Raw genomic sequence first — 12,894 nt, 5'->3', positions numbered from 1 at the left:
TGGCGGCGTGAGTCCCGACCCGGGATGGCGGACAGGGTGGGATTCGAACCCACGGTAGGCTCTCACCTACGGCGGTTTTCAAGACCGCTGCCTTAAACCACTCGGCCACCTGTCCGTGCTTATCGAGCGGAATGGCCGCATAGCGCCAAACGTCCCGTTAACCAAAGCGGAAATGTCTCCGGTCATAATTCCGGCCTTCGGGAGAAGGGCGATGACCGGACATATCAGCATGAAACTCGTGCGTGGGGTGCTCGCGGGCGGGCTGCTTCCGCTTCTGGCCGCATGCGCGGGCGGCGCCCGGCCGGATGTTGGCCGGCTGCCGGTCGTGACCGATCCGGCGCCTATCGTGTCCGGGACCATGCGGCCCTATCAAGTCCGCGGACGCTGGTATCGGCCCGCTGAACAGCCCGGTTACGACGAGACCGGCCTGGCCTCCTGGTACGGAGATCAGTTCAACGGCCGTCCGACGGCGACGGGGGAACGGTTCGACATGTATGCCCTGACGGCGGCTCACAAGACGCTGCCTCTGCCCGGGCTGGTGGAGATCACCAATCTTGCCAACAGCCGCCGGATCGTCGTGCGGGTCAACGACCGGGGGCCCTTCGTCGATAACCGGATCATCGATCTTTCACGTGGAGCGGCCGACGCCCTCGACATGCGGCGCGCCGGTGTCGGAGAGGTGCGGGTTCGCTACCTCGGCCGCGCCCCGCGACTGGGTGGCGGTACCGTCCTGCAGTACGCCGATGCCGGCGCGCCGCCTTCCGCCCCGACGGCGGTCGTATCCGGTCCGGTTCCTTATCTGGCGTCCATACCTGAGCCAGCCGCACCCCCGCCGGAGCCTTCGCTCTCTTCGACGCCCGCGCGGGCCGGGGTCTGGGTCCAGGCCGGAATGTGGGCCGACCCTCGCCGGGCTCGTCGGGCGGCTTCCCATCTGGGCGGCGGCGCCACGGTCGACGAAGCCGGGCCGGGCCAGTTCCGCGTCCTCGTCGGTCCCTGGCCCGACGCCGGGACGGCCGAGCGCTCCCGGCGCGCCGTCATCTCGCGAGGTTATCCCGAAGCCACGATGATTTCCGGCGGCTAGACCCTTGCGAACCGGGCGGGCGCCGCCATTGTGCGCCGGTGACCCAGGGCAGATTCATTACATTCGAAGGCGGCGAGGGAACCGGCAAGTCGACCCAGGTCGCCCGGCTGGTCGAGCGCCTGCGCGCGCGTGATCTCGAGGTTGTCCAGACGCGAGAACCCGGCGGATCGCCCGGCGCGGAGGATATTCGCAGCATCGCCCTGAACGGCGACGCCGGCCGCTGGTCTCCGATGACCGAGACGATGCTGATGTTCGCCGCCCGCAGCGACCATCTGGAGCGCACGATCCGGCCGGCGCTCGGAGCGGGCCGTTGGGTGGTATGCGATCGTTTCACCGATTCCAGCCGCGCGTATCAGGGCGTCGGCGGCGGGACGCCGGCGGCGTTTATTGAAACCCTGGACGCGGCCATTGTCGGCGAAACCCAGCCGGATCTGACCCTGGTCTTCGACCTGCCGGTCAGCGTAGGTCTGGAGCGGGCCTTCGGGCGGGGGCTGTTCGAAACGCGCTTCGAATCAAAGGGGCTGGAGTTCCATGAGCGACTGCGGCGCGGCTTCCTCGACATCGCGACGGCCCATTCCGAACGCTGCGTCGTCATCGACGCCGACGGTGATCAGGACACGGTCGCGGCGCGCGTCTGGGCCGCTATAGAGGCGCGGCTGCTGTGAGCGAGCATCCGCGCGACCGCTTCGACCTGATTCCGGACGCCGCGGCCGAGGCGTCATTCCTTGACGCCTTCGACAAGGGCCGACTGCACCACGCCTGGCTGCTGTGCGGGGTCGAGGGGTCCGGCAAGGCGACGTTCGCCTACCGCGCCGCCCGCCGCCTTCTTGGAGCCGCGCCTGATCCGTCACGCGGCCTGCTGGGGACCCGGCCGGACGATCCCGTGGCCCGGCTGGTGACGGCCCAGTCCCATCCCGACCTGCTGGTGCTGGAACGCGCCGTCGAGGGCGGCAAGACGAAGAAGTCGATCTCGGTCGATCAGGCCCGCGACCTGCCGGAGTTTTTTTCGAAGAGCCCCTCGCAGGCCCGCTATCGCGTGACGATCATCGACGCTGCGGACGACCTGAACCTGAATGCCGCCAATGCCTTGCTGAAGGTTCTGGAGGAACCGCCAGAGCGGGGCGTGCTGTTCCTGGTCACCCATGCGCCAGGACGGCTGCTCTCGACCATCCGCTCCCGCTGCCGTCGCCTGGCCTTCCCCGTCTGGCCGCTGCACGCCCTTGAAGACCTGGTCCGCAACCAGACCGGCGTCTCGTCCGGTGAAGCCGCACGGATCGCCGGCATGGCCGCCGGTTCGCCGGGTCAGGCCCTGGCCCTGGCCTCCGGTGCAACCCTGGAAGCGGATCAGCTGGCCCAGACCTGGATCTCCGCCCCGACCGTGGACCGCGCCGAGGCTCTGGCCGTCGCCGACAAATTCCGCGGCGCGGAGGGGCAGGAGCGGTTCGAGACCCTGATGGACCGGCTGACCGCCGCCGTGAAGGTGCGGGCGCTGGAAGAGGGGGCCTCCGGCGCCCGCTGGGCCGAGCTGTGGAGCCGCCTGTCCGAACTGCCCGAGCGGACGGCTGCGATCAATCTGGATCGGGGGGACGTTCTGGCTGGAGCGCTGGCCGATCTGCAACGCACCAAGGCGGGCGGCTGATGCTGATCGACAGTCACGTCAATCTGCACGCGCCGCAGTTCGACGAGGACCGCGACGCCGTCATCGCCCGGGCCCGCGCGGCAGGCGTGGGCCTGATGATCGAGATCTCCGACAAGCTGTCGACCTTCGAGGCCACCCACGGGCTCGCCATGGCTCATGACGACATCTGGTGCACGGTCGGGGCCCATCCCCACGAGGCGAAGGATCACGCCGATCTGACCGCGGAACGGCTGGCCGAGCTGGCGGCGCGCGACCGCGTGGTGGGAATCGGCGAGTGCGGGCTGGATTTCCATTATGATCTGAGCCCCCGCGATGTTCAGGCGGCCGTGTTCCGCCAGCATATCGGGGCGGCCCGGCTGACCGGTCTGCCGCTGGTGGTCCACACGCGCGAAGCCGACGAGGTCATGGCCGCCATCCTCGCCGAGGAACAGGCCGAAGCGCCATTCCAATTTCTGATGCACTGCTACACGAGCGGCCCGGAACTGGCGGAAAAGGCAGCGGAACTGGGTGCGTGGTTTTCCGTGTCCGGCATAGCGACCTTCAAGGCGGCGGGCGATGTGCGGGACGTGATCCGCGCCATGCCGGCCGACCGGATCATCATCGAGACCGACTGTCCCTATCTGGCGCCCGTTCCTCACCGGGGCCGCCGCAATGAGCCGGCCTATGTCGGTCACGTGCTGGACGCGCTCGCGGATATCAGGGGCTGGACCCGGGAGGAGGCCGAAGCGCGCACCACCGACGCCTTCTTCGCCCTGTTCGATCGCATTCCGAGGCCGGAGGGGGCATGAGCGGCGCGGGCGAGCTGGAGGTCGTCATCCTGGGCTGCGGCTCGTCCGGCGGGGTGCCGCGCGGCGACGGCGACTGGGGCGATTGCGATCCGGCCGAGCCGAAGAACTGTCGCACCCGCTGTTCAGCCTTGATCCGCCGCCACGGGCCCGACGGCGTGACCAGTGTGCTCATCGACACCTCGCCTGACCTGCGCGCCCAGATGCTGGCCGCCCGGGTCCGGCACATCGACGCTGTACTCTACACCCACGACCACGCCGATCAGGTGCATGGGATCGACGATCTGAGGGTGTTCGCGGTGCGGGCGCGACGGCGCATTCCCGCGTGGATGGACGCCGCGACGCAGACCGCGCTGACCGGACGTTTTCCCTACATTTTCAAAAACCAGGAGGGCTATCCCGCCATTCTGGACGAGATGCTGATCCCGCCTCACGGGCAGGACTGGGACGTCAGCGGCGCCGGCGGGGACGTGCCGGTCGTCACCTTCGACCAGGCCCATGGCCCGATCCGGTCGGTCGGCTACCGAATCGGGCCTGTGGCCTACTCCAGCGACGTGTCCGATCTGGATGAGGCTGCGATCGAGGCGGTGCGGGGCTGTGATCTCTGGATCGTCGACGCCCTGCGCTGGACCCCGCATCCGACCCACGCCCATGTCGAGAAGACGCTGGACTGGATCGCCCGCGCGGGCGTTAAACGCGCCGTCCTGACCAATCTGCACCTCGATCTCGACTACAACGCCCTGAAGGCCGCGGTTCCCGCCCATGTCGATGTGGCTTTTGACGGCTGGTCCGCGCGGCTGACACTGGCTGGAGTTCCGACGAAATGAAACGCCTGCTGTCCGCCGTTTGCGGCCTCGCCGCCCTTGCCCTGTCATCGGCCGTCCTCGCCCGGCCGGCGCCGGCGGAAGGGGATTTCACCGCGACGGATTTCGCCCTCGCCGGCGGGCAGCGGCTGCCGGAACTGCGGCTGCACTACCGCACCCTCGGGGCGCCGCGCCGGGGCGCCGACGGACGAGTCGAGAACGCGGTCCTGCTGCTGCACGGCACGGGCGGGACGGGCGCCCAGTTCCTGTCGCCCCAGTTCGCGGGCGAACTGTTCGGACCGGGTCAACCGCTGGATACGTCCCGCTACTACATCATCATGCCCGACAACCTCGGACACGGCGGCTCATCGAAGCCGTCGGACGGCCAGAGGGCCCGCTTTCCCGAATACGGCTACGCAGACATGGTCGAGGCGCAGCGCCGGCTGCTGACCGAGGGCCTCGGCGTGGACCGTCTGCGGCTGATTCTTGGCACTTCGATGGGTTGCATGCACATCTTCGTCTGGGCCGAGACCCATCCGGATTTCGCCGACGCCCTGATGCCCATGGCCTGCCAGCCGACCGCCATCGTCGGCCGCAACCGGCTGTGGCGCTCCATGCTGAAGGACGCCATCCGCAGCGATCCGGCGTGGGCCGGCGGGGACTATGCGACCCAGCCTGTTGAAGGCCTGCGCACGGCGGTTGATCTGCTGCTGCTGGCGGGCTCGGCGCCCATGGCCATGCAGCAGGATCTGGCGACGCCCGCCGCCGTCGATGAGTGGCTGACGGCCCAGCAGGCGCGGCGCATCCCGGCGCTGGACGCCAATGACCTTTGGCATCAGGTCAACGCCTCGTTCGATTACGATCCCTCGGCAGGGCTGGAGCGGATCACCGCCCCGATGACCTGGATCAACTCGGCCGACGACTTCATCAATCCGCCTGAGCTGGGTCTGGCCGAGCAGTTCGTTCCGCGCATCGCCAGTGTCCGCTACCGCCTCGTCCCCAACAGCGCCGGCGGCAAGGGTCATGGAACCCACACCTGGGCGGCCTTCTGGAAGGACGATCTGGTCGACCTGCTGGCGCGGTCGGAACGCTAGAGCGCCGCGATCGCCGAGGGTGGGGCGCGGTGACGCCAGGCCCGGATCAGCGCGTCCCGCAGGGTCGCTTCATCGACCGCGCCCATATGCACCAGGGTCGAGCCGTTCTTGCCCCAGCCGCCGGGGAGCGGGGAGAACATCGCCGGCTCGGCCTCGACCAGCATCGCCTGCTCCTCGGGCTTGAGGATCACCATGCCGGCGTCCTTGTCGGGGTGCAGGCTGGCGAAGATGCGGTTGCCGACGCGGTAGTCCGTGCGACCCATGTGCCCGCCCTCGACAGCCTCGGGCAGGCTCAGGGCGACGCGCCGGAAATCGTCGAGGGTCATCTGGCCAGAAGCCTCGCCGCCTTGGGCGCGAAATAGCTCAGCACGCCGGCGCAGCCCGCGCGCTTGAAGCCGTGCAGGGTCTCGAGGATGGCGCGGTCCTCTTCCAGCCAGCCGTTGGCGATCGAGGCCTGCATCATCGCGTATTCGCCGGACACCTGGTAAGCGAAGGTGGGGACTTTGAAAGTCTCCACAACACGTTGAACAATATCGAGATAGGGCATGCCCGGCTTGACCATGACGGCGTCAGCGCCCTCGGCGATGTCCATGGCCACCTCGCGCAGGGCCTCGTCGGAGTTGGCGTAGTCCATCTGATAGGTCTTCTTGTCGCCGGTCAGCTGTTTCGCCGAACCGACGGCGTCGCGATACGGACCGTAGAAGGCCGAGGCGAATTTCGCCGCATAGGACAGGATCAGGGTGTCGTGGAAGCCATTGGCCTCCAGCGCCTCGCGGATGGCCTGGACGCGGCCGTCCATCATGTCGGAGGGCGCGACGATGTCGGCCCCGGCGTGGGCGTGGATGAAGGCCTGTTCGGCGAGGCGTTCCAGACTGGCGTCATTGAGAATGCGACCGTTCTCGACAACGCCGTCGTGGCCATGGTCGGTGTAGCAGTCCAGGGCGACGTCCGTCATGACGCCGATCCCGGGCGCCGCGTCCTTGATGGCCTTGATGCAGGCGGGGATCAGGCCGTCGGGGTCGGTGGCGCCGGTGCCGACGCCGTCCTTGATGGCGCTGTCGACATTGGGGAACAGGGCCACGACCGGGATGCCCAGATCGCGGGCCTCGACGGCGGCCTCGGCGGCGGCTTTCGGCGACAGGCGGAAGACGCCGGGCATGGAGGCGACCGGAATCCGGTCCTCGGCGCCGTCATGGACGATCAGCGGCCAGATCAGGTCGGCGGGCGTCAGCGTCGTCTCGGCCACCAGCCGGCGCACCCAGGGGCTGCTGCGCAGGCGGCGGGGACGGGCGTAGGGGAAGGCGGCGGGGGCGAACGGCTGGGTCATGCAGGGGTCATAGGCGGCTTGGCGGTCAGGGAAAACAGGGCGCGAAGCGTTTGAAGAGTCCGGAGCGGTCGGTTCCCGGGCGAAAACACAGTGCGAAGCGTGCGAAGAGCGCACTCCGTGCGCGGCGGAAAAAACAGTCTCAAGAGTCTCATGCGTCTCATCCGTCCATGCCCCTGTCGATCATCAGGCGGCCCCGCGGGCAATCTGGCACGGCTCTACGTCAGAAACGGACGCAGGAACGGATCACACTCCTGCTTTCGTCATCTTCCGGCGCCACGCAGACCGGGGGATGACGAAAGCAGTGGTTGGGATGACGTGAGCGGCGGGCATGGTTAGAAGCGCGTTCGAACTCAAGGAACGACCCATGGACTTCGCCCTCAACGACGACCAGCGCGCCATCCAGGACGCCGCCCGCCAGTTCGCCGAGGCGGAACTGGCCCCGCACAGCGCCGAATGGGACGAGACCAAGCATTTCCCGGTCGATGTCATGCGCCAGGCCGCCGAGATGGGCTTCTGCGGCATCTATACGGGCGAGGAGCACGGCGGCATGGCGCTGGGCCGGGTCGAGGCGGCTCTGATTTTCGAAGAGTTGTCGCGCGGGGACGTGTCGACGGCGGCCTTCATCAGCATCCACAACATGGCCACGTGGATGATCGACAAATTCGGCTCCGACGACCTGCGCGCCCGCTATGTGCCGCGGCTGGTGTCGATGGAGCTGATCGCCAGCTACTGCCTGACCGAGCCGGGTTCGGGGTCCGACGCGGCGGGCCTGCGCACCACGGCGCGGCTGGACGGCGACCACTGGGTGCTGAACGGCTCCAAGGCCTTCATCTCGGGCGCCGGGACCTCGGACGTCTATGTCGTCATGGCCCGCACCGGACAGGATGGGCCCAAGGGCATATCGACCTTCGTGGTCGAGAAGGACGCGCCGGGCCTGAGCTTCGGCGCGCAGGAGAAGAAGATGGGCTGGAACAGCCAGCCCACGGCCATCGTCGCCTTTGACGACTGCCGCATTCCCGCAGCCAATCTGCTGGGCAAGGAAGGCGACGGATTCCGCTACGCCATGATGGGTCTGGACGGCGGCCGTCTGAACATCGCCGCCTGTTCGCTGGGCGGGGCGCGGCTGGCCCTGGAGGCGGCGCAGGCCTATGTCACGACGCGAAAACAGTTCAGCAAGCCCTTGTCTGACTTCCAGAATGTTCAGTTCAAGCTGGCCGATATGGCGACCCAGCTGGAGGCCGCCCGCCTGCTGGTCCTGCGCGGCGCCTGGGCCATGGACACGCGCCATCCGGAGGCGACCAAATGGTGCGCCATGGCCAAGCGGTTCGCCACCGACGCCTGTTTCCAGATCGCCGACGAGGCCCTGCAGCTGCATGGCGGCTACGGCTATCTGAAGGACTATCCGCTGGAGCGGATCGTGCGCGACCTGCGGGTCCACCGCATCCTCGAGGGCACCAACGAGATCATGCGGGTGATCACGGCGCGAGAGATGTTGCGGCAGTAGGCCAGCCGCGCGATCTATGTTATTCTGACCAGAATAATGGTCAGGAGACGGGTATGCGGACTGTGGGGGTCCTTGAAGCGAAGACAAATCTCTCTGCGCTGATCGATGAGGTGGAAACCTCTGGAGAGGCCATTGTGATCACCCGTCACGGCAAGGCGGTCGCCCGTCTTGCGCCTGAACCTTCGGATCGACGGGCCCGGGCGACGGAACTGGCGGAGCGAACCCGGGCGTTCCGCGACAAGCAGGCGCCCGATCCGGACTGGGCGTCGCTATCATGGGAGCAGTTGAAGGCGATCGCGCGTGACGAAGCTGATCGTTGACGCCTCGGCGGCGGCGGCGTGGCTACTGGCCTCCCAGGCGACCCGGCCAGCTCTTGATCTTCTCGACAGTCTCGACAGATTTGAACCGGTCGCGCCACACGTGTTCCAGTGGGAAATCGGAAACCTTCTCGTACGCCAGACGCGCCGCGAGCCGGGTTTCGACCTGCCAGAAGCGCTTACGCTTCTCGACGCCTGCGGGATCGCGACTGCACCGCCGTTCAATCGAGACGACCTGCGACTCCTGTCCCTCCTTGCGGCGGCTCGGGGGCTAAGTCTCTTCGACGCGAGCTACCTGTGGCTGGCGATGGCGATCGACGGCGCACTCGCGTCTCGCGATGCGAGCCTCATAAGCGCCGCGAATGCCGCCGGCGTGGACGTCTTCGATCTACGCGACTAAGCGGAGCGCATGATCGCCGATTCCGAAGTCCTGACCCGCGTCGAATCCGGCGTCGGCCGCATCACCCTGAACCGGCCCAGGGCGCTGCACGCGCTGAACCGGGCGATGTGCGAGGGGATGACGGCGGCGCTGCTGGCGTGGCGCGAGGACGATGCGGTGCAGTCCGTCCTGATCGACCATTCCGGCGAACGCGGCTTTTGCGCCGGCGGCGACATTCGCATGATCGCCGGGAGCGGGGCGGGGGACGCCTCCGAGGCGAAGGCCTTCTTCCTGACCGAATACCGGCTGAACCATCTGCTGTTCGAATATCCGAAACCGATCACCGCGATCGTCGACGGGATCGTCATGGGCGGCGGGGTGGGCATCAGCGAGCCGGCCGACGTCCGCATCGCCACCGCACGCACCACCTACGCCATGCCCGAGACCGGCATAGGCCTGTTCCCCGACGTGGGCGGCGGCTGGTTCCTGCCGCGGCTGCCGGGCTTCACCGGGACCTGGCTGGCCCTGACCGGCGCGCGGCTGAAGGCGGCCGACACTGTATTCCTGGGCATCCACACCCACTTCATGGACGAGGAAGGTCTCGACGCCTTCCGCGCGATCCTGTCCACGGACCCGGCTCACCCGGTCGATATCGCCGACGAGCTGGAGAGTGACCACGGCGACGCGCCGATCGAGGCGCACATCGAGGCCATCGACCGGCTGTTCGCCTTCGACACGGTCGAGGAGATTTTCGCGGCGCTGGAGGCCGACGGGTCGGAGTGGGCGCTGGCCCAGCTGGCGATCCTGAAGACCAAGTCGCCGCAGTCGATGAAGATCACGCTGCGTCAGTTGCGGATCGGGGCGACACTGGCGACCTTCGCGGACAACATGGCCATGGAATACCGACTGGGCGGCCGGGTGGTGCGCAGCCATGACTTCCAGGAGGGGGTCCGCGCCGTGATCGTCGACAAGGACAATACGCCCCGCTGGTCGCCCGCCGACCTGGGCGGAGTGACAGACGCGCTGGTCGACGGCCTGTTCGCGCCCCTGCCCGCGGGCGAGGAATGGTCACCGCTGCCCTGAGGTCTTGCATCCCTGGCGGTTCCGGGTCGTAGCTGGAGGCGGGAACAGGAGGATCGTCATGATCAGGACTTTGGCATTGGTGCTCGCAGCCTCGGCGGCCCTCGGCGGCTGCGCGATGACCGGCGATGAGGTCGCTGTCCCGGGAAGCGACGTGCGGACCGATCTGGCGGCCGTCCATGCGGCGGCCGTGGCCGATTCCCGCCGTCTCCCCGCCGAGGTCGCCCGCGATCCGCTGCGCAAGCCGGCCGATATGCTGGCCCTGATGCGGCTGGCTCCGGGGCAGGCGATCGCTGACATCCGCCCGGAGGAGGGATACTTCACGCGGCTGTTCGCGCCCGCCGTCGGTCCTGAAGGCCACGTCTACGCTTTCGTCCCGAACCAGACGGCCCAGCGCGAGAACGGCTTCGCCGACACCATGGCCTCGGTCTATCCCAACGTCAGCCGGGTGACCGGGGCGCTGGAAGCCATGACCTTCGACCGGCCGCTGGATGTCGTCTTCATGGGCGAGGAGTACCACGACTTCACCATCCCCCGGTTCAATGTGGATGTGGCCCGGATGAACGCGGCGGTGTTCGCGGCGCTGAAGCCCGGCGGGCTCTACGTCATCCTGGACCACCAGGCCGCCGACGGCGCCGGGATCAGCGTTTCCGGAACCCTGCACCGGATCGAGGCGGCCGAACTGCGCCGGCAGGTCGAGGCGGCCGGTTTCGTCTTCGACGGAGAGAGCGACGCGGTCCGCGTTCCGGCCGACGACCATTCCCTGAGCGTGTTCGACGAGAGCATCCGCGGGCGCACCGACCGGTTCGTCCATCGCTTCCGCAAACCGGGCTGACGGCGGGCTCTTCAAGGTCTAGCTTCCTTCGGCGCCGTCAGAGCGCGTCAGGAGGATTTGTCATGCGTCGTTCCCTGTTCATGGCCGCTGCGGCGGCTGTCATCCTGTCGTCCGCAAGCCTCACGGCCGCCCCGGCGTACGCGTCGGATCCCGGCAGCTACGCGGCGGCGCTGGCCGACACGGGCCGCACGGCCGAGGACCGGGCCCGGGACGAGGCGCGGCATGCGGCCGAGACCCTGGACTTCGCCGGAGTCCGGCCGGGTCAGAAGATCGCCGACATGATCATCGGCGGCGGCTATTTCACCCGCATCTTTTCGGCCGCCGTGGGGCCCGAAGGCCATGTCACCGCCTGGCAGCCGGCCGAGTTCATCGCCTTCCAGGCCAGCTATGGCGACAGCCTGACCGCGGCGGACGCCCTGCCGAACGTGGACGCCATTCGCTCGCCGATCGGGGCGCCCGAGTTTCCCGCGGATCTGGATCTGGTCTTTACGGCCCAGAATTACCACGATCTGCACCTCCAGCCGTTCCCGGCCGATACGGCGTCGAAGGTCAACGCCGCCGCCTTCGCGGCCCTCAAGCCGGGGGGGCGTTACGTCATCATTGACCATTACGCCGCTGTCGGCTCGGATCTCTCGGCGGCGCGCACCCTGCACCGGATCGACATCGAGGCGGTCAAGCGCGAGGTCCAGGCCGCGGGCTTCGTTCTGGACGGCGAGAGCGACATCCTGGCCAATACGACAGACCCGCGCACCGCCAACGTCTTCGATGGGTCGATCCGGGGGCGCACCAGCCAGTTCATGCTGCGCTTCCGCAAGCCGGGCTGAACAAAAACCGCCCGGCGACGCTGGCGACCGGGCGGGTGACGGGCTAACGCTCCCGAAAACCATTCGGGAGACGACGCCATGACCCTCAAGATCGCCTTCATCGGCCTCGGCAACATGGGCGGGGGCATGGCCGCCAACCAGGCGAAGGCGGGCCACGCCGTCGCCGCCTTCGACCTGTCCCGGGCCGCGCTGGACCGCGCCGCCGCCGCGGGTTGCGCGCCCGTCGGGTCGGTGACCGAGGCGGTCAGGGACGCCGACGTCGTCATCACCATGCTGCCCGCCGGTCCGCATGTGCTGACGGTCTATTCGGAACAGATCATCGGCGCGGCGCCGACCTCGGCCCTGCTGCTGGATTGTTCGACCATCGACGTGGACACCGCCCGCAAGGTGGCGGGTCTGGCGAAGGACGCGGGCTACGCCTTCGCCGACGCGCCCGTCTCGGGCGGGACGATGGCGGCGGACGCCGGCACCCTGGCCTTCATGGTCGGCTGCGACGAGCCCGACTTCGCCCGCATCGAGGCGGCGCTGGAGCCGATGAGCCGCGCGACCTTCCGGGCGGGCGACCACGGGGCGGGGCAGGCGGCCAAGATCTGCAACAACATGATCCTGGGCATCACCATGCTGGGCACCTGCGAGGCCATCGGCCTGGCCGAGAAGCTGGGCCTCGATCCGGTGAAGATGTTCGACATCGTCGCCAAGTCGTCGGGCCAGAGCTGGTCGACGACCACCTACTATCCGTGGCCGGGCCCGGTGCCGACCGCGCCGTCGAACCGCAACTATGACGGCGGTTTCGCCACGGCCATGATGCTGAAGGACCTGAAGCTTGCCCAGGACGCGGCGGCGAAGGTGGGCGCCTCGACCCCGCTCGGGGCCCAGACCGAGGCCCTGTTCCAGATGTTCAACGGCCTCGGCTACGGCGGCCGCGACTTCTCGGCCATCCTGCAGATGTTGCGCGGCAAGCTGGACGAACTGCCCCGAACCTGATCCGGACTTGATCCATCTCAAGGCGGCGCACGGTCCGTTCGCGGATCCTCGTGCATGCGCACGATCCAAACTGAGAATCGTTATCAATTAGAAGGTTGCGACGATTTAACGGTCGCGGTCGATAGACTTTCGCGGTCGCCCGGCGCAAATACCGGGCGATCCGAAGAGACCGCGCGAGTGACAGGGTTGTTCGACTACAAGGCTGCCTTCGAGACCGCCGTTGAGCAGGTCAAGAGCGAGGG

15 protein-coding genes, 1 tRNA gene and 1 pseudogene are annotated in these 12,894 nt (G+C 68.0%); 14 read left to right on the top strand and 3 right to left on the bottom strand.

Annotated features, from left to right (window positions below; translation table 11 throughout):
* Window positions 1-25: 25 nt before the first annotated feature.
* Window positions 26-115: transfer RNA gene (locus PSV23_RS08640), tRNA-Ser, on the bottom strand.
* 114 nt (window positions 116-229) lie between these two features.
* On the opposite strand from PSV23_RS08640, the gene PSV23_RS08635 reads away from it, so the two are divergent.
* The 6 genes from PSV23_RS08635 to PSV23_RS08610 are packed head-to-tail and all read left to right on the top strand — an operon-like array spanning window position 230 to window position 5,402.
* The gene (locus tag PSV23_RS08635; protein ID WP_300467905.1) at window positions 230-1,081 is read left to right on the top strand and encodes a septal ring lytic transglycosylase RlpA family protein; all 852 of its coding nucleotides are present in this window, start codon (window positions 230-232) and stop codon (window positions 1,079-1,081) included.
* A gap of 38 nt (window positions 1,082-1,119) precedes the next feature.
* Window positions 1,120-1,746: a dTMP kinase gene (gene tmk / locus PSV23_RS08630; protein WP_300467903.1), complete on the top strand. Its 627-nt coding sequence runs from the start codon at window positions 1,120-1,122 to the stop codon at window positions 1,744-1,746.
* Entirely contained in the window at window positions 1,743-2,720 is a 978-nt protein-coding gene (locus PSV23_RS08625; RefSeq protein ID WP_300467901.1) for a DNA polymerase III subunit delta', read from the top strand. Before tmk ends, PSV23_RS08625 begins: the two co-directional genes overlap by 4 nt.
* Window positions 2,720-3,508 carry a TatD family hydrolase gene (locus PSV23_RS08620; protein ID WP_300467899.1) on the top strand — a complete coding sequence of 263 codons (789 nt, stop codon included), beginning with the start codon at window positions 2,720-2,722 and terminating at the stop codon, window positions 3,506-3,508. Before PSV23_RS08625 ends, PSV23_RS08620 begins: the two co-directional genes overlap by 1 nt.
* Window positions 3,505-4,332, top strand: coding sequence for an MBL fold metallo-hydrolase (locus tag PSV23_RS08615; protein ID WP_300467897.1), 828 nt, complete (start codon window positions 3,505-3,507; stop codon window positions 4,330-4,332). The genes PSV23_RS08620 and PSV23_RS08615 overlap by 4 nt, the downstream gene beginning before the upstream one ends.
* Window positions 4,329-5,402 (top strand): alpha/beta fold hydrolase, encoded by a 1,074-nt coding sequence (locus PSV23_RS08610; RefSeq protein ID WP_300467895.1) that lies wholly within the window; start codon window positions 4,329-4,331, stop codon window positions 5,400-5,402. Before PSV23_RS08615 ends, PSV23_RS08610 begins: the two co-directional genes overlap by 4 nt.
* On the opposite strand, the gene PSV23_RS08605 is transcribed toward PSV23_RS08610, so the two are convergent.
* Together PSV23_RS08605 and hemB are read right to left on the bottom strand one after the other, a co-directional pair.
* The gene (locus PSV23_RS08605; protein ID WP_300467893.1) at window positions 5,399-5,728 is read right to left on the bottom strand and encodes an MmcQ/YjbR family DNA-binding protein; all 330 of its coding nucleotides are present in this window, start codon (window positions 5,726-5,728) and stop codon (window positions 5,399-5,401) included. The two genes, PSV23_RS08610 and PSV23_RS08605, sit on opposite strands and share 4 nt — an antisense overlap.
* Entirely contained in the window at window positions 5,725-6,729 is a 1,005-nt protein-coding gene (hemB, locus tag PSV23_RS08600) for a porphobilinogen synthase (protein ID WP_300467891.1), read from the bottom strand. Before hemB ends, PSV23_RS08605 begins: the two co-directional genes overlap by 4 nt.
* A 364-nt stretch (window positions 6,730-7,093) precedes the next feature.
* Between hemB and PSV23_RS08595 the strand changes: the two genes are divergently transcribed.
* The 8 genes and pseudogenes from PSV23_RS08595 to PSV23_RS08560 form a co-directional block, all read left to right on the top strand.
* Window positions 7,094-8,233 carry an isobutyryl-CoA dehydrogenase gene (locus PSV23_RS08595; RefSeq protein WP_300467889.1) on the top strand — a complete coding sequence of 380 codons (1,140 nt, stop codon included), beginning with the start codon at window positions 7,094-7,096 and terminating at the stop codon, window positions 8,231-8,233.
* A gap of 62 nt (window positions 8,234-8,295) precedes the next feature.
* Window positions 8,296-8,553 (top strand): type II toxin-antitoxin system prevent-host-death family antitoxin, encoded by a 258-nt coding sequence (locus PSV23_RS08590; protein WP_300467887.1) that lies wholly within the window; start codon window positions 8,296-8,298, stop codon window positions 8,551-8,553.
* The gene (locus PSV23_RS08585; protein WP_300467885.1) at window positions 8,534-8,950 is read left to right on the top strand and encodes a PIN domain-containing protein; all 417 of its coding nucleotides are present in this window, start codon (window positions 8,534-8,536) and stop codon (window positions 8,948-8,950) included. The genes PSV23_RS08590 and PSV23_RS08585 overlap by 20 nt, the downstream gene beginning before the upstream one ends.
* A 9-nt stretch (window positions 8,951-8,959) precedes the next feature.
* Window positions 8,960-10,012 (top strand): enoyl-CoA hydratase/isomerase family protein, encoded by a 1,053-nt coding sequence (locus tag PSV23_RS08580; protein ID WP_370461029.1) that lies wholly within the window; start codon window positions 8,960-8,962, stop codon window positions 10,010-10,012.
* A 58-nt stretch (window positions 10,013-10,070) separates the two neighbouring features.
* Window positions 10,071-10,844, top strand: a complete 774-nt coding sequence (locus PSV23_RS08575; RefSeq protein ID WP_300467883.1) for a hypothetical protein — start codon at window positions 10,071-10,073, stop codon at window positions 10,842-10,844.
* Window positions 10,845-10,906: 62 nt separating this feature from the next.
* Complete coding sequence (locus PSV23_RS08570) at window positions 10,907-11,668, top strand: methyltransferase (protein WP_300467881.1); 762 nt, start codon at window positions 10,907-10,909, stop codon at window positions 11,666-11,668.
* 66 nt (window positions 11,669-11,734) lie between these two features.
* Window positions 11,735-12,652, top strand: a pseudogene (gene mmsB / locus PSV23_RS08565) (3-hydroxyisobutyrate dehydrogenase); the annotation flags it as partial.
* A 54-nt stretch (window positions 12,653-12,706) separates the two neighbouring features.
* A partial coding sequence (locus PSV23_RS08560) for a hypothetical protein (protein ID WP_300467879.1) occupies window positions 12,707-12,894 on the top strand: 188 nt, incomplete at its 3' end.

The organism is Brevundimonas sp. (assembly GCF_029946145.1).
Lineage (GTDB): Bacteria > Pseudomonadota > Alphaproteobacteria > Caulobacterales > Caulobacteraceae > Brevundimonas.
Note: the sequence above shows the minus strand (reverse complement) of the source record. Positions and strands in the feature narration are given on the sequence as shown.

Bases quoted from the DNA above. Each gene is read 5' to 3' on its own strand.
- hemB (WP_300467891.1), bottom strand. From the start codon at position 6,729: ATGACCCAGCCGTTCGCCCCCGCCGCCTTCCCCTACGCCCGTCCCCGC.
- PSV23_RS08595 (WP_300467889.1), top strand. From the start codon at position 7,094: ATGGACTTCGCCCTCAACGACGACCAGCGCGCCATCCAGGACGCCGCC.
- PSV23_RS08605 (WP_300467893.1), bottom strand. From the start codon at position 5,728: ATGACCCTCGACGATTTCCGGCGCGTCGCCCTGAGCCTGCCCGAGGCT.
- PSV23_RS08610 (WP_300467895.1), top strand. From the start codon at position 4,329: ATGAAACGCCTGCTGTCCGCCGTTTGCGGCCTCGCCGCCCTTGCCCTG.
- PSV23_RS08570 (WP_300467881.1), top strand. From the start codon at position 10,907: ATGCGTCGTTCCCTGTTCATGGCCGCTGCGGCGGCTGTCATCCTGTCG.
- PSV23_RS08575 (WP_300467883.1), top strand. From the start codon at position 10,071: ATGATCAGGACTTTGGCATTGGTGCTCGCAGCCTCGGCGGCCCTCGGC.
- PSV23_RS08580 (WP_370461029.1), top strand. From the start codon at position 8,960: ATGATCGCCGATTCCGAAGTCCTGACCCGCGTCGAATCCGGCGTCGGC.
- PSV23_RS08635 (WP_300467905.1), top strand. From the start codon at position 230: ATGAAACTCGTGCGTGGGGTGCTCGCGGGCGGGCTGCTTCCGCTTCTG.
- PSV23_RS08615 (WP_300467897.1), top strand. From the start codon at position 3,505: ATGAGCGGCGCGGGCGAGCTGGAGGTCGTCATCCTGGGCTGCGGCTCG.
- PSV23_RS08620 (WP_300467899.1), top strand. From the start codon at position 2,720: ATGCTGATCGACAGTCACGTCAATCTGCACGCGCCGCAGTTCGACGAG.